This is a genomic window from Acidobacteriota bacterium (assembly GCA_016196065.1).
Classification (GTDB): domain Bacteria; phylum Acidobacteriota; class Terriglobia; order Terriglobales; family Acidobacteriaceae; genus Acidiflorens.
Window position 1 is genome coordinate 154,896 of the sequence record JACPYL010000015.1, and the last position, 19,051, is coordinate 173,946.

Genomic DNA, 19,051 nt, shown 5'->3' on the forward strand with positions numbered 1-19,051 from the left:
TCGACCGAAATTCAAGACGTGAGCCTCTTCTCCTGCCAGGTCTCATCGAATTCAAAATGAATGACAAAGGCCAGGCTTACTTCCACCGCGAACTCGACTTCGCATATTGCATAGGTCTCCTTATCGCCGCTCGCATTGGTCTCGCTCTCCTGGCCGCCTTTGGCCTCAATGTGGATTCCGATGACGATGATTCCACCGAGCAGTTCCGCTTCACCCTTGAAGATCATTAGAGCGAACATTCCGGAGCCTTTGTCGGACCATTCCATTTCGAGCCCGATAGCCATCATGACCGACACTTCCCCTACGACTGGCCATTGCGCTGCGAGCTCGAGGCCGACAGCTACTTTGAATCCGAAAGACTTTCCCTCCTGCGAATCGATCCCCAATTCCAATCCCAGAATCCCGACAAAATAGACTCCCGCAACGCCTGGTGTGATCGTGAAGCACAGAATGTGCAGCTCTCCTTCAATCTCAAGCTGCGCGCCCGACGAAATCATGTCGGCGGTGGCTTCGGCGAGCTCTTCGGAGGTGGCAGGTGAGCCGTCCGAATGCGTGACGGTCAGAGACTGAGGAGACATGTTGAAGTAAGCTTTTAGAGCAATCGTGCATTCCAGCTTGAAGGTCGGTAACGGTTCGGCCTCAGGTTGGTTCGGGATCGGCGGTTTGCCGTCAAGGCCCGAGTGAGCAATCTTGACCTCAAGTTCGCCGGGTGGAATCTTGAATTCGATTTCCACTTCTAGGATTCCCTGAAGCTTCGGCTGCCAGCTGGTCGTGTTGAGATTGCTCATGCTCACGTCCAGTGCCTGGCCCATGTCCTCGCCTCCCAGGAAGCTGAGAATGTCCATGATGGGCTTGAGAATCGAGCCGAATTTTGTTTTTGGCTTCGGCATCGACGCTTTCTGTCCGTAAGAAGCATCGAAGTCGGTCGAGACGGTTACGATGCTGTTGAATCCACCCAGATCAACAACGATGCTGTGATTCTTTGAGTTTGCGGTCCACGGAACCGTAGCAGTCGAATCGAATGCATAGTTGATTTCGCACGGGTTTCCGGAGCCGGCCGCATCCGAGTAGTCGACATACAGTCTGGAAGTACCGCTGTGCACAATGTCGCGGGTGTATCCAGCGGGCGTGGTGTAATTTCCTCCGGAAGTCAGTTGCAATTGTCCTGCGGCAACGACGCGAAGATTCGTCCCAGTGGAGGCTCCAAGCGGGAAGGTCGTCGTCGGATCCGGAAAGATGCTTTTGGAATTTACCATCGCAAAAGAATCTGCAAAGTAGGGTTGCTGAGTGCTTTTGATATTGGGGTCACTGCGCTGAATGGTGGGCCGCAAGTAGAGGATCTTCTGGGTCCCCGTCGAATGCAGAATTCCGTAATCGGCTGCAGGGTCGGACGAATGCAAGACGTCCGGTGGATCGGCAAACCGGTAGGGCGCGGTTGGAGTTGTTCCGAGCCGGCCTTCTCGGATCAGGGACAAGCCTGAGTCCTGATCAATGGCGACGATGTTATTTGAGTTCTCCTGTCTCCGGACCACACTCCAGGAGCCCTCTCGCGGTAGTTTGATCGACCCGTGACAAGAGGTCACGAACACGAAGTGCCCGCCCATATCGTTGACCCCGGCGACATCCGCGCGGAGCACACGCATGGGTTGCCCTGATTGGCCGACGTTCACAACGCAATCGACGGGGCCGCCGAGAGGCCCTTCTTCGGTGAGCAGCCGATAAAACTGCTCTGGCGTGAGTGGCTTTTGATAGGGCGCAAGCTGGACGAATCCACGCTGTTTTCTGGATGGCACGTACCCGGCGTTCGCGCCGATCTCGACATCTTCGATGAGAACATCGGCATCGAAAAAAACTTCCTGCATGATGACGTCGTCGGCGGGGACGCCACCAGGTTTGCGATACATCCTGCCCGTATCCTTGATGGACGTCACGTGGTCAATCTGGCCCACCAGGCCGGGATGAAATTCGAAGGGATTGGGTACCTGTACCTTAGTGGTCCCGACCACCTCGAAGTAGGAAAAGTCGTACTTACCAGGACCCTGCGCTTTCCATCCGCTGTCGTAGCGGGTTACGCCGGCACCGCTGGTCCGCTGGATTGTAATGGTTCGAACGACGGGCACACCCCAGGGATACAGAATGCTCTTCACCTGGATGATCTCGTGCGATGTGCGCCCGATCAGGACATCAAACTTTGCCTGGCTGGTTGCGGCAATTTCCGCATTGGGATTGAGCCAGTTACTGAACAAAGTGGCGCCATAGCCGGAAACGTCCATCCGCTCCACTGGCACTCGCGCATTGGCACCGCCCGGCTTGAACTCTGCATTGAAGATGGTATCGACCACTGGTCCGAGGACGCTCAGTGGCTTTCCTTCGTCGTCGACCGGGACCGTCCCCATCAGCAGGTCAATCAGGTTTCTCGTTTGGATGGTTGCGCCTCGAAACCCAGGTGTTTCGAATTCGTCTCCGACGTTGGGGCTGGTGGCGACAATCTCCAACTGAATGCCACCTGCTACTTTTGCTGTCTCGAATTCGGGCTGATTGAGATCAATGGACGCACGAGGAAGGGTGGTGTCTTTTGGCTTCTGCCAAAGAGCTGCTGCCTTCATTCCGAAGGGGAGATTGAATAGTGCAGTGGCTCTGCCCGGCTGAGCCTTGTCGTTGTAAGCGGATAGAAAATTATCGATGACGGGGCGGGGCGCGATGGGCACGAGCTTGAAGCTGTCAATCGCAATTAGTGTGGGGCTACCCGTATCCGGCGAAGTGGTAGGGGACGGAAATGGGTAGGGCGATGTGTCCGGGTTCTGCACCGTTCGTATCGGCTCCCACTGAATCTGGGGGAGCGTATAGATCTTCGTGTTAATCGCGTAACTCACCAGGTCGATGCCCTGAATGCTGACCGGCAAATCAGTCGGAAATGGCGCTGCGTCCTTGGGTCTCTCTCGATATATATACGGGGCAAACCCGACACCCATCAGATCGACATTGGTCGAAACATCCAGGAGATAGAGGTTCCCAGTGCTGCGCGCGCCGAACGCGCCTTCGAACAATTTCGCCAGTCCCTCCGCGTTCGCAGCATCTTCTGCGCGAGTCGTGAGGATAGGATTTTCTCTAGTAAGAAGTCGCCCGCTGGTGCGCACCACGCTGGCACTGGAGGCCTCAGTGGAACTTTCCGCACCGCTAGCGGGTGCGAGAAGTGCGGTCGCAACTCCGGCCGTTCGCTGCGCACTCGATTTCGAGAAGCCAAGCAGCATGTTCACAGAAGTCGGGGAATCCCAGGTCACGAGGGCAAACAGATCGATCCCTGAAAGCGGGGAGCGGCTGTATAGTTCCCGAGCCGTCGTTGTGGACGGTAGGGAATACGAGGAGACGTACGGATCTGGCAGAGATGGCAACAGATTGTAAATATGGGCAACGACCCTCAGAGCTCCTCGGGTGATCGAGTGCTCTCCTTCAACGATACCCAACAGGTAAAACTCATCGATTTGCGTCGTCTTGATCAGAGCGTTGGAAAGTGCAAATGCCGTCGGCTTCAGAGCGTTGATGTTCTTTTGCTGCAGAAGTCGATTGAGAATTCCTTTCGCCTCGACATAGACATAGTGGATGTCCTTGATCTTAAAGTTAATGTACTCCGATTGATCCGAGGTCAGCGCGAGGCGCTTCTGATCCGCTGTGAGTGGCCGGTCGACCTTGAGAGTTGCCAACACTTCCTTTACGACCAAGGCTTCGATCGATGTTGCGAGACAGTTGTAAATCAGGGCGATGTATTTCGGGTATTCCAGGGAGGCCTGCCCGAGCACAACGTTGTCTGCGTTCGTCGAGAATTGCCACAGATCGAATTTCTGCCGGTTGTGCTTGGAGAGTCCGACGGGAACAGTGATACCGATTCGACCCGGCTCGGCAAGAATATAGGTCTTCTCGAACTCGATTGGCAGGCCCTGCAAATCTTCCCATGCGATCTTGAGACCAGCTGAGCAAACAATAGCCAGGGCACCGATTCCGGCGGCCTCTCCCAGTTGGTCGATTGAGACGCCTTGCGTGATAGAAAGGGCCCATGCGTTCTCGGCGATGGGGGCGGACATGGAAGGCGTGATCAGAGGCGACTCGACGTTAGATACGTCGACAGAATTCCTGTCGTTATCAAATGCAATGAAAATCCTGTTGATGACGCTGTCATATCTACTTGGCCTGGCGGCCTGCTTCAGCTTGTAGTTGCTTCCGTACATGGTGGCCGTCATCGTTGACACGGTTGAAAGAACGGCTCTGCCGGGCGAGCAATCTGCGACCACCTTCTCCGGCAGCACGAGGTCCATATGTTTGGCGTCGTTGCCCGTGGTCGAATTACTATCCGCAGTGACGGAGGGTTGGGCGAGATCGAGCTTCAGCTGGCAGACATCGTTTTCCCCGACAGTGACGACGTCGCCTATGATCGTGAACGTGCCTTGAAAAACTATTTCGCCAGATCGGATCGTCAGGCCAGTGAAAGAGCCGGTGGGTGCGCCCGGTTCGATGTGATTCGCAATAAACCAGACACTGCCCGCAGAAAGCTTCAGTGACTGCTGTGTCCTGTGTGCTCGTAAGATGTCATCGACTGGAACAGAGAGGAATACGTTGGAAGCAACCTTTCTTGCGATTTTGACTTGCCGCTTGATCCGATAGAAATCGAACCAGAACAGTTTGCCCAAAGCGTCTTTGAACGGCCCCAGAGTCTTCTCCACGCGCTGCCCGGCTGCCCAAGCCGGTACTGATCGAGGAGTCTGACTTGAGATGAAGGGAACCTCTCGCCGATTGACGCGGTACTCCCCCGAATTAATCGCGTCTAGAACGTCGCGTTTCAACCGGTCTAGTTTCTGGGTTTCCTGTGAACCGTGAGCTATAAGCTGGGCTGTCAGCGCGGCGATGTCTTGAACGTTATCAGGCATGCTGGCTCCTGAGTCTTACGAGTTAGGGCCGAAACCGAAAGGAGAAGTGAACTGCTCCAACAGCCGTTCAGTGTTAAAAACTGAGGGCAGAGCCAGATGTGTCCGATAGAACGGCTGACGGATTGGATGACCAGAAACCTGTTTTCTAGCCGCTGACTCCCATTGGCCGTTTAAAGGAACCCATCAAGCAAAGCCCGCTTTAGGGCGTGGGAGAAGATCTAATCACACTCGGAGGGAAGCACGCCCGCTAGGTCTTGAATGTCCGACATGCGCGCGACATTAGACCGCAATTTTCGAGCTATTGTCCTTCCGTAGCTATCTGAAGTCAACAACAATTATTGTGATAAATCTCCAACCCGCATGGTAGTGGATTCCTTCCATTCCCGATGGGGTCGGTTCATGAGCAGTTCAATCAAACGTTGAGGCGCGATGCCCCCAGAATTGTTTCGTACATCGATGATCAGAGTCTTGGGATTGCGAAACTGCCTTACGAGATCCAGAGCGCCCTGCTCAAACGACAGCTGGTTGAAGTAGGAATCCGGACACACGCTGTTCATATTCCGTTCTGTGGCGGAATCGGACATTCCGCAATCGCCGGATTCGTCAATCTTCATTTCGCAAACGCTCACTTGGCTCGTGAGGAGATTCCCCGAGCGTGATGGTGTGCTTTATCTAGAAAATTCATCCGACTGGCCCGGGTGCGGGCAGCGATTTGTCGAGGGTCTGAATGAAACTGCGAACCTGCGGTATTGCCCAGTTCGGGCGAGGATCCGTATCGTAGCTTTTAAAGCTGATAAATGATTCTCCGCGCAGTTGTTTTGCATCCTCCGGTTGTTGCGCAACGCGTCTGAATATCCGGACAAGGTTCGAGACATTCGCTTTGCGGATATCATTCCCCGGCACATCGAGCATACGAAATGCATTCGGATCCATAGGAGACCTCCCTAGCTACCCTCTGATTGGATACTCCTCTTGCCGCGATTGGATACGCTTGCGCTAGTACCCCGAGCTATTCAGAATTCTCTTGCGAAATCTCAAGCTTCAGGACGCAAGGTTTGCACAACACACGTCTCCGACCGGAGTGCGTGGTGCCTTCGACACTAATCCTCTGGCTGGGAAGTCGGCGAGTAGAAGCCCCCTCGGATGAGAAGCCGGAATAGCTTCATCCTTCGTTTCGTCGAATCGGGACAACGATATGCACTGGAGCTTTGAATGTCAAATAACTTCCCAATTGGCCTCGGACTCTTGCCTGACAGATGCATCTCAGAAACACTGTTCTAGGTGGGTTCACAGTGGTCCTGGCGAAGCATACTAAGAGCTTTAACCTGATCGACACACTAGCAGTCGGTGTTGATCGGATTCAGCGAAGCTTTGAGCCGATGCGACGTCAGGTGGAGGAGTGGCGTCACGCGCAAATCACTGAGGAACGAGCAAAGCTGATTCTCTATTCCGCGTTTGTGGATGGCAAGCTGGAAGCGCCACGGAGTCTTCTCTCCGAGGTGCACCGGCTGTACTTCCAACCACAATACGAGGAATTCTCGCCGCGGACGATGTGGAGCCTGTCGAATGCGTTCACCAGTGCGTTCAAGGAACTGGATCCCGTTCCGCAATTCAAGGCCACCGCGAAATTGGGCTCATTCCTGGCCCAACTCTCAGCATAGCCAACCGGCTCCCCGTTTGTGATTCAGCGATCACGGACGGGGAGCCCCTTTTGGGACAAAGGAGCAAAAGCCATGTTTCAAGAATTGATGCCATTGTTGTCGCAACGCGTCTTGATCGTTACTCTGTCTCGGGTAACCGACGAACAAATCTGTGTCAACGTCATCCCGAAATCGCTGAAATCCGACCACCAGAGCGAAGACAGCGCTCTCACTACGCCGCTGGCCGTCACGGGCACTCCCAAAGAGCTGGACGAACAACTGCCGAAGCAACTGGTGGAGTTTGTGGAGATTCACCTGGGGCTGTCTTCAACCCTTAAGAGTGCGAAAGAACAGATAGACGCGGCCGCCAAAGCTGCGAGGGAAGCGGCCAGGAGATCAACGACCTCGAAATCCAACAGCGCGTCCGCCACGAGCGCGACTCAAGGCCCAACGCAGCAGGCAGCGGAAGAATCGACTGCGTCTCACGTATACCCTGAGGCTAACGAAGCAGTAGAGACCAGCGGTGTCGCTACGACTGCAGATATTGGTACGGCGAGCACCGGCAACTTGTTTGACGCTGAAATAAAGAACGGTGACTGAATACTGATCTAGTTGTCCAACAGGGATCGACTGCCAAACAAAAAGGCCAGAGTTTGGAGGAACGATACGGGGTCTCCAAGCGGGCTACGCAGGGCCAAAACCTCGGCTCTTCAACTCATCGCTTTCCCGGCCAATGTCTTCTTCGAAGCGTAAATTCTTCAGGATCGAGCTCTTCGAGTAGAGAATCTTCGTGCCCTTCTTCCCTGGCAATCTCGCGTTTGAGCCAAAGCAATGTAATAACGCTGTCGTACGAACGCAGGCCGAGCGACTGTTCCCAGACCTCAGCGCCGTCTAGCAAGCGTCCGCTCTCTATCCATTCGTTGGCGGCAACTGGCTCGGGATCGTCCGGTACTTCCTTCCCTTTGTACGCCGCCATGGCGTAGCTCGCCGGCGGCACTTTAACACCACGTTGAAGGAAAAACCGAAAACTGTCCGATTTGCGTGACCACTGAATTACTTCGTTCGTACTCCAGATCACGGCGCACGGAGTGCCCACCAGGTCGCAGAATCGCCGCGCTGAAGCTGAAAGAGACGCCTGATACTCTTGCGCGACGCTTTGTATGTTTTGGAGGGAGGGGCTCCGACTGTTTATCACAGCCCCGATTTCTTTAGAGGGAAGCAGAAGTTCAGCTGCGAATTCATCGGCCGCCTTTTCGATCTGCTTTGCGTCCGCGGACCAGTTCCCGACATCCGAAGGGCTGCAAGCAGCGGAGGCACCATGAAGAACCCGATGCCCGATCTCGTGTGCAACGGTAAAACGCTTCCTTCCGAATTCGCGGATTGAGCTGTTCACCGCGATAATGCCCCTAGAGTCGATCGATGACCTCAGCAGCGCCCCGTCACATCCCGCCAGGGGGAGTTCTCGAATAGAGAGGCGGAATTCTTCAGCGACTGCCGCGAGGTCGACACAGCCTTTTATCTGTAGTTCCTCGCGCAGAGCACTTGCATAAAGGGAACTTCGGGATAGATTCATCGCGATCTACTCGGAATCCGCACGCCGTTTTGTAGAAGCCGCATCGTTCTTATCCAACTCATCCTGCAGTGTAGCCAACTGCTTTCGATCAGCATCCGTCAAATCCTTCTTGTTTCGAAATGCAGGTTGCATGGCGGCCTGAGTCAGTCCTGGCTCGGCCAGTGCGACGGTCTCTTTGACTTTGTCGAAGATTGATCGGATAGCAGCTTTCGCCTTGTTCGCCTCGGTATTGACTCTATCTGCGAAGCTGGCAGGCTTTAGTTGATGGAGTGCATCTCTCAATTCTGCAGGGACACTCTTCCCTTGAGACAAATAGCGGCGACCGGCCAGTTCCTGGAGACGCTGGTGAGCCTTCGCGGTTACAGCATCCGCATCAATTCCTGAGGACTCTAGCAAGTTTGCTACTTCCTCATCGTCCAGTTCTTCTAAGGAAGGGACAAGGGCGTCAACCACGTCTCGGAATGATTCGCGCGCCTCGTCTGAAGTCTTTTTGTCCTTCATACTGGCCCCGCTTCCTTCGGCTTGTATCCCTGCTCTTGCAGGAGCCGATCGAACCTCTTTTTTCTATTCTGAATGTCGGCAGCAGTGGTCATGCAAACCGCCGCAATCTCCCTTGGTTTGAGGGCGTTCACCTCGAAAACGGCAACGGCCATTTCCTTAAGTTCAGGATCGTTTTCCACCAGAGAATATACATTTGCCTTGAATGCTTCACCGTCCAGCCACTCCCCCAGATCCTCCCCTTCGGCCCGCAGGTCAGCCAGCACTTTTTCGTGCCCTTCGTGTCCATCTTCAGTCACAGCAACCGGATCAAGGAAGTCCACCCGCTTGTGTTCCGCACGATCCAGGGCGTCGAGAATGTCGCGTTCCATTGCAACTGTTAGGTGCCGAATCAGCCCTCCCATACCCTTGGAACCGTCATGCCGAAGCTCACCCACGGCAAACATCGCCACCACCTGGATCGCAAAGTCTTCAGGAGATAATCCCGTTCCCTCGACAACTCTTTCATTATCCGCGGTTTGGCAGGCACTCAGGAATCTCCACGCATGGGCAGTAAGCCGGAGGACAAGGCGCTGGTAGTCGATCGGCTCGGCTGATTCCGGCGGCAATACGAGCCTCCCATTCAGCAAGCGGACGAGACCTACATTTCTTGCCATCCCGTGGCAAAAAATCTAGTGCTGAACCGCTACACAACCGTACCTGCCGGGTGGGTGGCGCAAGACACCCCGCCGGAACTGAAGTCGAGAATACACCAGCGAATTTGGGCGAGCCAACCTTTGTTCGCCGGAAGAGAGTCGGAGGTCGTCATGGTTGTCATCATCGAGATTGAGCAGGATCAACAGGAACTTCGCCTGGTCGAGGTCGAAGTCGCTAACGAAGAAGCAGAGCTGGCAGGATTTCTCCAGCTTGTCGCGGACAAGTCAGGAATCCGAGTCGAGGACTTGCTGCTAGACCTTGGCGTCGGTGACATCCAGTTCCAGCCCGAAGCAAGAGTGGGCGAGTGCCTTCGGCATGGCCACAGGTGGCGCCACCGCCGTGTCTGTGTTGATCTTCACTTTGAATCTGAAGAGGCGAAGCATGATTTTCCCGCTCGTGCAACTTGGGCGCGCGTCCATCACTGGGGATGCCGCCATTTCGATGTTCCCCATGATGCTTGTGCGAACCTCGAACTCCATGAGGGCAGCCCCACAGGACCCGTCTTAAATGATCGAACTCATGTCGGGCATCACAAGGGATGCAAGACGGTATGGCTCGTCAAACCGGGACCGGAACCGTATGGCAGCGAATACCGATAAGCTCGAGTCCGATCTGGCCTCACCCGAGTTTTGTCACGGCGTCGACCAACTCTTCTGGGAGTTGGTCGACGCATCCGGCATCATCGTCTACATCCGATTATTCGCACCCGATGATCGGTCGTATTTGGCACGATTTACTTGTGAGAGTTATGCCGAAGAGCCAATTGACTGCAAGTTTGTTGATTCCGTCACGCGTCAATGCGTCGAAACGGCTTGGCCACAAGGTAATGCCACGTTTGAGCAGTGGATCAAATTCAAGGACCCGCATCTGTTCGTTTGCTGGGAGCAAGACGCCGGTGGCATCAAGCAACATCCGGATTGGAGAGATCGAAAAGCATGGATGAAAACAAGGAATCCAATTGTCGCGTATCTGAATTTCCTCCGGGAACTGCTGAATCTGCCGACCAGAGGCTACACCCGCCAGCCGCACTCGACACAGAGCTAGTCATTCCGCGCAAGTTGTTTGACGAGACCCTAGCGGAACTGCAGGCTCGAAGTGCCGGATGGCGCGAGAGCGCCGCCATTTTCTGTGGCCGGGTTGTCGGTTCGCAATGGCTAGCCGAAATGGTGAAATTTCACCATCGTCTCTGCGATGACCGTGGCCAGCCCCGGTCAATGCATCTGACAGAGGACGCGAAATTCAGGCTCTATGAGGAACTCAATGGTCTCCAGTTCCGGCTAATAGCAGGCATTCACACCCATCCGGAGGATTGGGTTGATCTCAGCTGGATCGACCAACGGAATCAACTCTGTTCAAAGAGGGGATTTTGGTCTCTCGTCGTTCCCTGGTACGGCCGGGAACCGTGGCCTATTGCCGACATGGGCATCCATATCCGCACGTCCAACGGATGGGGGCGCCTGTCTGCCGATCAGGTAAGAGCGCACGTACGCATCACGGAGTCCACCCTTTGGAAACCTACGAGAACAGAATTGTAAACGGGCTGCTGAAAGCTGAAGCTGTGGACGACCCCGACCGGGCCGCGGGCTTGCTCTTGCGGGACATTGAAATCGTGGCTGATCCCCGACGTGCAACGGATGATGATCTATGGCCTGCGATTTGGGCCCTAGCTTCAGTGCTCGAGCGTCAATTTTCCGGAAACATCTATATCACCGCCGGGTTGACGAGTCCATTGAGGCAGCCGGCGCAGCTCAGCTCTCGATGTCGATTCGTGAGACACACACCCCTGCAAAATGCGATAACCATTCATCTTGGCTGCCTTCCGTCGTCGCCAGATTTGACTCTCTGCGGAGACGCTCGAAGAGCGACAGTTCACTATGGCTCCGTGATCGAGTCATCGGAGAGGGCGACTCCTCTATCCTGTTTTGCCTTGGCTGGCTATCTCGGTTTTGCCGCTTTGGCCCTAGCTGCGGGAATCCCCATTTATCGCGAGGAATTCGCAGTACCTCAGATATCCCTCCCCTTTCAATGCTTCGAACTACCGAGACTTCCAAAAGGCGGGCTACAGTTTATTGGTCTCGGGCACTTAGGGCAGGCATACATTGCTTTGCTTTTCTTTCTTGCGCCTGTGATTCCGCAGGTGCCGCGAATCCAGCTCGTTGACAAGGACTTCTTCGAGAGTCCAAATTGGTCTACTCAGATTCTTATTGAGACACAGAGCCAGTGGATCGGCTGTGCCAAAGCTGACTATCTAAGAGAGCGAGCACAGACATGGGGATGGGAAGCCGAGTCGGAGAGAACGGAGATCACGTGGGGTTGGCACCGTTCTGAACGCCATTCCGAATTTGCAGTCATGGGTCTGGACAAATTCGACGTCAGACGCATGGCAATTGCCGGAGGCTATTCCTGGGTATTCGACGCGGGTCTGGGAGACTCATTTCTGCATCCACGCGTTTCCTGGCACTCGATCCCTGCGAACAATTCGCTGGCACGGCGCCTCTTTCCCAGCACTGACCCTGGCGGGATGCCGCGACCACAAACTACAACTCCGTTTATTGACCGGCTTCGTGCTACACCCGGAGCTTGCGGGCTTTTGATCTACGAGGGAATACAGGCATCTGCTCCTTCCTTGGGGATGGTGGCATCTGCATTTGTTTGGAGCGAAATTCTACGTTTCCTTTCCGGGGAGAAGCAACAAATTCAAGGTTCCGCAACAATCTGGTCGCCGATCCTACCGCCTCTGCGCAACGTATTGGAAAGTTAGCTCGTTTCCTGGCAGATGGCTCCTGTACATACCGCACACGACCCACTAGAGGACTGACCATGGAGATACGTCAACTGGAACGAGAATTCGTCTACAACGGCGTCAAATTGCCCGACACCAGTCCGGCAATGACGCCTGAGCAGGTACGCGATACCTACGTTCATCTGTACCCAGAGCTCGCCACCGCCGCCATTGAAGGTCCTGAGGCCAGCGACGGCAAGCTGATCTACAAGTTTGTCCGTGCGATTGGCGCGAAGGGTTAATCGCCATTCCCAACCGCAAGCCGAGAGTCCATGCCGATGACAAACAAACTCAAGAAAACGTGCAAGGCCCGATTTGTGAATGGGCCAGTTGACAGTCTGACGCACGCGTTGGATCTTGTCTTGCGCGATTCACACTCCCGAACCAATCCCATCGAGGAGCAACTCAGACAATGCCCAGAAGCCTTCAAAGCCGGCGAGTTGCTCGAAAAAGCGTTAAGCTCGCTCCAGTACGGCCAAGACGAAGTCTCGCAAGACGAGCGCTGGCTACCTCCGGCCGGCTCGGTCGTTCCTCCTATCGTCTGATCGGTTTGCCGCAAGCTACAACGATTCCCAACATCAAGAACATTCCTTGGCACTACTGCACTCGCACAGATGAACAACTGGCGGCGCAATTGGGCAAGAGCCTGTTGCGCCTGGGGATATGCAACACTCGCGATTGGTCTGGCAGCGCCCTGGATTTTGTGGAACGAGGATTCAAACGATTTTGCCGCACCAACGGCGCGGATGAAGCCAAAGAGATTTGGGACGGAGAGTTGCGGATCACGGACTGCCAGTTTGATTCGGACGCATCGTACCGAGGCCCCTTCGATCCAGAACCCGAGCAGGAGAGTGAAGTCTTGTATTTAGTGGGGGATTTCAATTCTGCAGCGTCGGTTCCGATCGGGCCGACTCTAGAAAAGCTGCGCCGAGAACATGAGTGGTTGCCCAAAGCCTTCTTTGAGGTCTTTACCGACAACCTCTACAAGTGGATGCGGGTCTACGACTACCGAGACGCAGTCGAGCAGGCGAACTGCTACATAGAGGGCGCGGATGTCGAAGACTTGAAGGACTCGTTCTACCCGCTCGTGGAAAAGAAGATACCGGAGTGTCTACGCGTTTCGACAAAGCTCGGCGGCGAGGAGGCATCGTGTTTTCTGGCTGATGTCCAACCCAGATTGGAGAATCCGACGGCTCGTCAGCTCATCCGCGAGTTGTTGACGATGGATAGCCTCGGGAAGGGTCACGAACACCCCTGGCCGGGAAAATTGGCCGCGCAGGTTCCCGGACTCGAAGAATATCTGAGTGACACGGACGGTTGTTGTCCGGGTTGTGCCATTACCTGGCACGAGAATGATGAAATCAGCGCCTGTTTTGACGAAGAAGCCAACACGTCAGGCCAGAATGGGCCCCTGGAGCCCTCAATCATGTTGATGATTCGGCTGGACCTTCCAACAAGCCAACTGGACGATGAAGTTCGGCGCGTTTTCAACTACGTGAGCGCCATGCTCAAGTCGCTGGCTTCTGGCGCCAGGATCATCAAGCTCATCCGGGAGGTTGACGATGAATACCTCCGTGACCATCGGCTCAAGTCAGGAGTTTCGGTTGAGCCGGGCCCTGCTGCTATACGGCAAGAGTGACTACAACGGCTATCCATACCGCCATCCGTTCATCACCGTCCATGAAGTGATCCACGATAACGACAGCACTCGTCTTGCTGAAGGCCAGCTCGTAACCCCGAAACTGCTCAGCGATCTGATGGTTGCGCTTGGCCGCTCGGCTCCGCTCGAGATTCTGCCCGAACGCGTGATTGTGCGAACTGCCGACACGATCGTGTGGTGGATGCCGGCCTGCACACGCACCATGTTCTTCAGTGATCGTGGCGGTGACGAGGCGCTGAAGAAGATGAATGGCAAGGAATATCCCCAACCGCCTCTAGTGTTCAAGGCGTCAGGGTCCCATTTGTGGGTGCGCGCGATAGCGAAGAACCAGCGGCCTAACTCCGACACTAAACTGAGTGTGGCGCCGCACTGGAACTGCTACGACAATGGCGTTGTTTGCACTGGGACCATGACGATTCCTCGCGAGAAATCCGTCACCGCTATCGATTGCTGGGAAAAATCATTCTTCCAGAGTGAGTTCACGCACGCCGGAGGCGTTCGCAAACATAGCAAGTATCCAGGCGGTTTGATGGCGATGTGGCAGGCTCTCGAAGGCAAGAGAAAATTCCCGACCAGATATTTGATTGGGCTGAAACAGAGCTTGGCGGAGTTTGCGAATGACAATGACCAAAGCTACCGCAACGCAAACCAAGACAACTGAGCATCGTATTCCTGCCGCGCTGTTGCAGAAGAAAGTGCGGATCACCGTAGTCGGCTGCGGTGGAACAGGGAGCGCAATCGCGGCTGGACTACCTCATCTGCACCAAGCCATGCTGGCGTGGGGCCATCCGCACGGACTCGACGTGACGCTGGTGGATGGTGACCGGGTCTCCAGATCGAACTGTGTGCGGCAACCATTTAGCGAAAGTGAAATCGGCCTGTACAAAGCGGTCGTTCTGGCCACGCGGATCAATATGTTCTGGGGATTGGGATGGAAAAGCAGTCCGCAGTATCTCGATCAAGGCTGGCGGGATGAGACGGACATCGTCATTGGATGTGTTGATTCCCGCGCCGCTCGCCGAGTCATCACGAACACCAGATCGTACTGGGAGAGCTACTACTGGCTGGACATCGGCAACAACGCTGACACTGGGCAATTCGTTTTGGGCCAGCCCGATAACCGAAACAACAAAACGGGAGGAAGCCGGCTGCCAACGGTTGCGGATCTCTTCCCCGAGATCGTCAATCCGAGATTGGACAAACGAGACAAACTGCCATCGTGCAGCGCAGTCGAGGCTTTGGAGCGGCAGGAACCGTTCGTGAACCAGGTGCTAGCCAATCATTCTCTCGCCATGCTTGCGCGCCTGTTTCGCTACGGTCGGCTGCCATATCATGGCGGGTTCGTAAATGTTGCAACTGGCCGTGTGAGCTGCTTGGCGGTTCCATTCGGTGGTGGGCAGTCCGCGTGCAAAGGGCCCGCTGGCGCCGCGGCAGCTTGACTCTCGATCCGAACTAGACGAAAATCGGTGACTTCCCCTCCCAAGAAAGAAACAGGCCAAAGTCCCGTTGGATCATTGCTGAACTAGTACAGATAACTGAGAATTATCACAGATAACTGAGAATTATCGATGCTAGCTACGGACGTCATCGTGGCGGGAGGAGGCGTCTCTGGCTTGTTGATTGCCAGCGCCCTGGCACCGCACTGTTCCGTAGTGCTGATCGAACAGTCTGGCCATCTTCCACAGAACAAGTATTGGTTAACCGATGAGAAGGCACTTCAGGGAAATCCTGACCTCGTTCCTTGCGTCGACAGGTGCTATGAGTTTCTCGACTTCATTGCCTACGACGGGCTGACGGCAAGGGTGAATGGAAAGTATTGCCTTTGGGATACGAACAAACTCATCGACCAGCTTGCCCTAGAACTCTCCCACCATGGAGTTCGCATCCTGACTGGACACAGGCTCTACAGCGTTTCCGACAATCGAAACGGCATCGTAGTCCGTGCAAATGCGGAATCGTTGCATGCAAGGTTGTTGGTTGACTGTATGGGCTTCGGATCGCCCCTTGTTAGCGCCAAGAACATCGCTTCAATTACTGGGTACTACATTATGTACGGCACAGAGGTCCGTATCAGGAACGATCTGCCGCCGGTCGCCCTGGATAATGTAATCATCGACCGGCATCCGGCATTCTTTGAACTGTTTCCTAGTTCGAGGGGTACTGCGCATGCCGGCATAATCCTCCCAGCTCGCCAATATCGAATAGACCGATCACTAAAAGGTGACCTCCATTTCATTTTGACGAAGTCTCATTACTCACAACACGTTGAATGGGATCCCAAGAGCCAGAAATCGTATTTTGGGATCATCCCCGTTGGACGCCTGCACCAACCTGCGCTCGACCGCATCGTTTTCTTCGGAGAAGCGGGACAAGCAAATCCTGCGGCCAGTGCGACCGGGCTCGCGCGGATGTTGCGCTCCTATCGTGACCTGGCGGCTTCGATAGTTGGCTGCCTAAGGGACGACAAACTCATGCGCAACCATCTGTTGCATGCGATTCCCCAATATATGACCGCGATGAATCGCATTTTCCAAGAGACGCTCTTCGAGAGCCTACTGTCCTTCGATAGCGACGACTTCCAACGGCTCGTGCGGGACCTGAGCCAGTATCCGCACGACATCATCAACGATCTAGTTTTTGCAGAATTCGACTTTCGGAGAGTCAAGGCGCTGAGGCTGGGCCTTGATGCGGTGTTACGTCCGGGCAGCGTTCTCGGCCCACATGTACTGAAGTCTGTCAGTCGCTTCTTGTCGCGAATACGTTCAAGGTGAACGCACGCCCAACAGGTAGTTGAAAAAGCTCTTTACTGCCGGGTCACTGTTGTAGGCCAGAGAGATTGCGAAGAAGATTGCCAGCAAGTATGAAGGCAAACTCTTATAGTCCAAGAAGGGGAGGATTTGGGAGCTCAGCACTGCACTCTCCCGAAGATCGAGCAGAAGACCCTTTGTATTCGATTCCTCGGCCGCGCCTAGTCTTTCCATCGTTCTGAACACCTTGTATTGCAGAATCTTCCGCAGTACGTAGCGCGGATAGTAGTTGTAGAACAATGTTCCGGGAAGAAACAGGATAAGAGGTGTCGACAGGAAAGTTCTCCACATCTCATGGTGGAAGTGAAAACCAGCCGTCAGGGTCCCCCTGAATCCCGCGTAAATGGCGACCAAACCTAGCGCCGTCGTCATCGCCAAATAGGACGTCAAGTTTTCCAAATGCAACGGACTGTACACACGCTTGAACTCGACTGTTTCCATGTGCTCGAACAATTCGTGGAAAGCGAGAATTGTTTCCACGAAGTGGCACAGAAGGAATGCCGCGACGTAGTAGATAGCGCATACGCCAAGAAATATTGCATAGTACGCGAAGCCAGTATTGGGTATACCGTAAACCGAGGTCAGCAACACGCCCACGACGGTGACCGGTATCGTGTAACGATAGGCATTCCGGTGGCGTGTTGAGCGCTCGATTCTGCCTGTCATCGCAGCCGTGACCTCGTTCGCGGCTAACACACCATTGATGTCCAAGGGTAAGAGACGGCCCCTCGTCGACACAAAAGCTGCCAAACCAACTCCAAACGTCCACACCCAAGGCCCTTTCATGCCCACTACCGCAGTCTGGATAAGGCCAACTGCGGCGTCACGACCATTGAACAGCCATGCAGCAATGGCGCACACGGCAAGTAGCCCGCAGATCAGGAGGAATTGCTGAACAAGCGATTTGAAAGCTGCAAATAGCACGAAAGATAATTCTCAGTTATCTGTACTAGAGCACGAAAGATAATTCTCAGTTATCTGTACTAGCGGAATCGGGGCGCGAAGGGTCCGATTTGTACGATTTCTGTCCAACCGCGAGAGTTCCTGTACGATATAAGACCTTTCTTTCTGTCAGCTTGAGAACGCCAGCCAGTCGTGTGGCAGAGAGCTAGGTTTCCCCCAAATGTCCTTGAGCGAATCGGTTGTAGAGTTTCTGTCAGGATATTTTTCTACGAATGATCGCGGGAGCAAGACCAAGGCCGCATACGGTTCCGACTTAAACCAATTCCGGGTGTTTGCCGGACCGGATATACCCCTCCTGTCCGTAACTGGTGCCGTTGTTGAACACTGGGCCGCACACCTCCGCGAGAACGGGTACGCACCGTCTTCGATACGCAGGAAAATGGCCGCGCTGAAGGTGTTCTGTTTCTATTGGGTGAGAAAGGGAAAATTGCCCGAGTCTCCATTCTGGCGGGTAAAGCTGAGCTTTGGTCGGATCAAGCAGCTTCCGCGAACATTGAGTGAGCGAGAAACGCGCGCCCTTCTCGAACAAGCAAATCGAAATTGTTCTGCGAACAGCCGCGGTGTTGGGGTGAAACTGAATTCACTGAGAAGCTCGCAACGGTATCGGCTGCTGCGAAATCTGGCGCTAGTGGATCTGCTCTTTGCAACAGGAATGCGTGTGGGAGAGGTCGAAGCGCTCGATCTGCCGGACTTCGCCGTTCAGGATGGCATCTTCAAAGTGCAGGGAAAGGGCGGGAGAAACCGTCTGGCCTTTACTGTCGATGCCGAGACACTTCGGATACAGCGAGAGCATTTTGATTTCAGGATGCAAATGGAAACAGAGAGTCCTGCGCTCTTCCTCAACGCATCCAGCAGAAGGCTTTCGACACAGGGCATCTCAAAAGTCCTTGCGCAACTACGACGGGACGCTGGGATAGATCGGCATGTGACTCCTCATATGCTGCGTCACACAGTGGCAACACTCCTTTTGCGCAATGGTGCAGACATTCGCGTGGTACAGGAGTTCCTAGGGCACAGCTCAATAGCTACCACTCAACGGTACACCCACATTGCGAAAGATCATCTGGTTGGCGTGCTACAAAAGCATCATCCATCGATTGGTATTCGTGCGGGAGCCAGGATCTAAACGTCTCCCTTGCGGGACGTCCGGAGTTTTTTGAGTTCGTCGAGGCAAGCGGCACATTGCCGTACGTGGCAGAGAATCGCCTCAGTGTGAATATTTCCCGGCTCGTTTGCAAGGCTCATCAGGGCGGCAAGTCCTGGACAATTGGCACGTTCAGGATTGGGGTGGTCCTCATGCACCGCACGGTCAAATGCAGTTATCAAATCGTCAAGCTCTTCCTTGCGGCCCACCATAAGCCTCTCCAGTGACTTCTTCTACTTGTGGTCTCGATAGCGACCAGCAGAATCACGCTGCCCATCCTTTAATACGGTCTTCCGTGAAATGACGCCACTTGAATTCGTGAATCTGACAAGAAACTGTTTTCACAAACGCGATACTTTCTCCCGACGC

Annotated in this window: 19 protein-coding genes; 10 read left to right on the plus strand and 9 right to left on the minus strand. The window is 54.5% G+C overall.

What is annotated here, in order from left to right:
* Nucleotides 1–11 precede the first annotated feature (11 nt).
* From HY010_16545 to HY010_16555, 3 genes are all read right to left on the minus strand, one after another.
* Nucleotides 12–4,919 carry a hypothetical protein gene (locus HY010_16545; GenBank protein ID MBI3477343.1) on the minus strand — a complete coding sequence of 1,636 codons (4,908 nt, stop codon included), beginning with the start codon at nt 4,917–4,919 and terminating at the stop codon, nt 12–14.
* 335 nt (nt 4,920–5,254) lie between these two features.
* Entirely contained in the window at nt 5,255–5,533 is a 279-nt protein-coding gene (locus tag HY010_16550; GenBank protein ID MBI3477344.1) for a hypothetical protein, read from the minus strand.
* A gap of 67 nt (nt 5,534–5,600) precedes the next feature.
* Nucleotides 5,601–5,852 carry a hypothetical protein gene (locus HY010_16555; protein ID MBI3477345.1) on the minus strand — a complete coding sequence of 84 codons (252 nt, stop codon included), beginning with the start codon at nt 5,850–5,852 and terminating at the stop codon, nt 5,601–5,603.
* A gap of 446 nt (nt 5,853–6,298) precedes the next feature.
* Here HY010_16555 and HY010_16560 point away from each other — a divergent pair, with 446 nt between their 5' ends.
* A complete protein-coding gene (locus tag HY010_16560; GenBank protein ID MBI3477346.1) occupies nt 6,299–6,580 on the plus strand; it encodes a hypothetical protein in 282 nt (93 codons plus the stop codon).
* Between the two features lie 72 nt (nt 6,581–6,652).
* On the plus strand, nt 6,653–7,159 hold the full coding sequence (locus HY010_16565; GenBank protein MBI3477347.1) for a PRTRC system protein E: 507 nt from the start codon (nt 6,653–6,655) through the stop codon (nt 7,157–7,159).
* A 115-nt stretch (nt 7,160–7,274) separates the two neighbouring features.
* On the opposite strand, the gene HY010_16570 is transcribed toward HY010_16565, so the two are convergent.
* The 4 genes from HY010_16570 to HY010_16585 form a co-directional block, all read right to left on the minus strand.
* On the minus strand, nt 7,275–8,132 hold the full coding sequence (locus tag HY010_16570) for an ImmA/IrrE family metallo-endopeptidase (GenBank protein ID MBI3477348.1): 858 nt from the start codon (nt 8,130–8,132) through the stop codon (nt 7,275–7,277).
* A 6-nt stretch (nt 8,133–8,138) separates the two neighbouring features.
* The gene (locus tag HY010_16575; protein MBI3477349.1) at nt 8,139–8,633 is read right to left on the minus strand and encodes a hypothetical protein; all 495 of its coding nucleotides are present in this window, start codon (nt 8,631–8,633) and stop codon (nt 8,139–8,141) included.
* Complete coding sequence (locus tag HY010_16580; protein ID MBI3477350.1) at nt 8,630–9,238, minus strand: hypothetical protein; 609 nt, start codon at nt 9,236–9,238, stop codon at nt 8,630–8,632. The genes HY010_16575 and HY010_16580 overlap by 4 nt, the downstream gene beginning before the upstream one ends.
* Before the next feature lie 339 nt (nt 9,239–9,577).
* Nucleotides 9,578–9,778: a hypothetical protein gene (locus HY010_16585; GenBank protein ID MBI3477351.1), complete on the minus strand. Its 201-nt coding sequence runs from the start codon at nt 9,776–9,778 to the stop codon at nt 9,578–9,580.
* A 55-nt stretch (nt 9,779–9,833) separates the two neighbouring features.
* Between HY010_16585 and HY010_16590 the strand changes: the two genes are divergently transcribed.
* From HY010_16590 to HY010_16620, 7 genes are all read left to right on the plus strand, one after another.
* Nucleotides 9,834–10,370 (plus strand): hypothetical protein, encoded by a 537-nt coding sequence (locus HY010_16590; protein ID MBI3477352.1) that lies wholly within the window; start codon nt 9,834–9,836, stop codon nt 10,368–10,370.
* 463 nt (nt 10,371–10,833) lie between these two features.
* The gene (locus tag HY010_16595) at nt 10,834–12,087 is read left to right on the plus strand and encodes a hypothetical protein (GenBank protein MBI3477353.1); all 1,254 of its coding nucleotides are present in this window, start codon (nt 10,834–10,836) and stop codon (nt 12,085–12,087) included.
* A gap of 53 nt (nt 12,088–12,140) precedes the next feature.
* Nucleotides 12,141–12,350 (plus strand): PRTRC system protein C, encoded by a 210-nt coding sequence (locus tag HY010_16600; protein MBI3477354.1) that lies wholly within the window; start codon nt 12,141–12,143, stop codon nt 12,348–12,350.
* Nucleotides 12,351–12,658: 308 nt separating this feature from the next.
* Nucleotides 12,659–13,747, plus strand: coding sequence for a hypothetical protein (locus HY010_16605; protein MBI3477355.1), 1,089 nt, complete (start codon nt 12,659–12,661; stop codon nt 13,745–13,747).
* Nucleotides 13,713–14,429 carry a PRTRC system protein B gene (locus HY010_16610; GenBank protein MBI3477356.1) on the plus strand — a complete coding sequence of 239 codons (717 nt, stop codon included), beginning with the start codon at nt 13,713–13,715 and terminating at the stop codon, nt 14,427–14,429. Before HY010_16605 ends, HY010_16610 begins: the two co-directional genes overlap by 35 nt.
* A complete protein-coding gene (locus tag HY010_16615) occupies nt 14,392–15,207 on the plus strand; it encodes a PRTRC system ThiF family protein (protein ID MBI3477357.1) in 816 nt (271 codons plus the stop codon). Before HY010_16610 ends, HY010_16615 begins: the two co-directional genes overlap by 38 nt.
* Before the next feature lie 129 nt (nt 15,208–15,336).
* On the plus strand, nt 15,337–16,539 hold the full coding sequence (locus HY010_16620; GenBank protein MBI3477358.1) for a hypothetical protein: 1,203 nt from the start codon (nt 15,337–15,339) through the stop codon (nt 16,537–16,539).
* On the opposite strand, the gene HY010_16625 is transcribed toward HY010_16620, so the two are convergent.
* Nucleotides 16,531–17,241, minus strand: a complete 711-nt coding sequence (locus HY010_16625) for a hypothetical protein (protein ID MBI3477359.1) — start codon at nt 17,239–17,241, stop codon at nt 16,531–16,533. The two genes, HY010_16620 and HY010_16625, sit on opposite strands and share 9 nt — an antisense overlap.
* A 457-nt stretch (nt 17,242–17,698) precedes the next feature.
* Between HY010_16625 and HY010_16630 the strand changes: the two genes are divergently transcribed.
* On the plus strand, nt 17,699–18,664 hold the full coding sequence (locus HY010_16630; GenBank protein MBI3477360.1) for a tyrosine-type recombinase/integrase: 966 nt from the start codon (nt 17,699–17,701) through the stop codon (nt 18,662–18,664).
* Here HY010_16630 and HY010_16635 read toward each other — a convergent pair.
* Nucleotides 18,661–18,894, minus strand: a complete 234-nt coding sequence (locus tag HY010_16635) for a hypothetical protein (GenBank protein ID MBI3477361.1) — start codon at nt 18,892–18,894, stop codon at nt 18,661–18,663. The two genes, HY010_16630 and HY010_16635, sit on opposite strands and share 4 nt — an antisense overlap.
* Nucleotides 18,895–19,051 lie beyond the last annotated feature (157 nt).

Bases quoted from the DNA above. Each gene is read 5' to 3' on its own strand.
- HY010_16550 (MBI3477344.1), bottom strand. From the start codon at position 5,533: ATGAAGATTGACGAATCCGGCGATTGCGGAATGTCCGATTCCGCCACA.
- HY010_16555 (MBI3477345.1), bottom strand. From the start codon at position 5,852: ATGGATCCGAATGCATTTCGTATGCTCGATGTGCCGGGGAATGATATC.
- HY010_16625 (MBI3477359.1), bottom strand. From the start codon at position 17,241: ATGACAGGCAGAATCGAGCGCTCAACACGCCACCGGAATGCCTATCGT.
- HY010_16630 (MBI3477360.1), top strand. From the start codon at position 17,699: ATGTCCTTGAGCGAATCGGTTGTAGAGTTTCTGTCAGGATATTTTTCT.
- HY010_16620 (MBI3477358.1), top strand. From the start codon at position 15,337: ATGCTAGCTACGGACGTCATCGTGGCGGGAGGAGGCGTCTCTGGCTTG.
- HY010_16570 (MBI3477348.1), bottom strand. From the start codon at position 8,132: ATGAATCTATCCCGAAGTTCCCTTTATGCAAGTGCTCTGCGCGAGGAA.
- HY010_16545 (MBI3477343.1), bottom strand. From the start codon at position 4,919: ATGCCTGATAACGTTCAAGACATCGCCGCGCTGACAGCCCAGCTTATA.
- HY010_16615 (MBI3477357.1), top strand. From the start codon at position 14,392: ATGACCAAAGCTACCGCAACGCAAACCAAGACAACTGAGCATCGTATT.
- HY010_16565 (MBI3477347.1), top strand. From the start codon at position 6,653: ATGTTTCAAGAATTGATGCCATTGTTGTCGCAACGCGTCTTGATCGTT.
- HY010_16590 (MBI3477352.1), top strand. From the start codon at position 9,834: ATGATCGAACTCATGTCGGGCATCACAAGGGATGCAAGACGGTATGGC.
- HY010_16560 (MBI3477346.1), top strand. From the start codon at position 6,299: ATGCGACGTCAGGTGGAGGAGTGGCGTCACGCGCAAATCACTGAGGAA.
- HY010_16635 (MBI3477361.1), bottom strand. From the start codon at position 18,894: ATGGTGGGCCGCAAGGAAGAGCTTGACGATTTGATAACTGCATTTGAC.
- HY010_16585 (MBI3477351.1), bottom strand. From the start codon at position 9,778: ATGGGGAACATCGAAATGGCGGCATCCCCAGTGATGGACGCGCGCCCA.
- HY010_16575 (MBI3477349.1), bottom strand. From the start codon at position 8,633: ATGAAGGACAAAAAGACTTCAGACGAGGCGCGCGAATCATTCCGAGAC.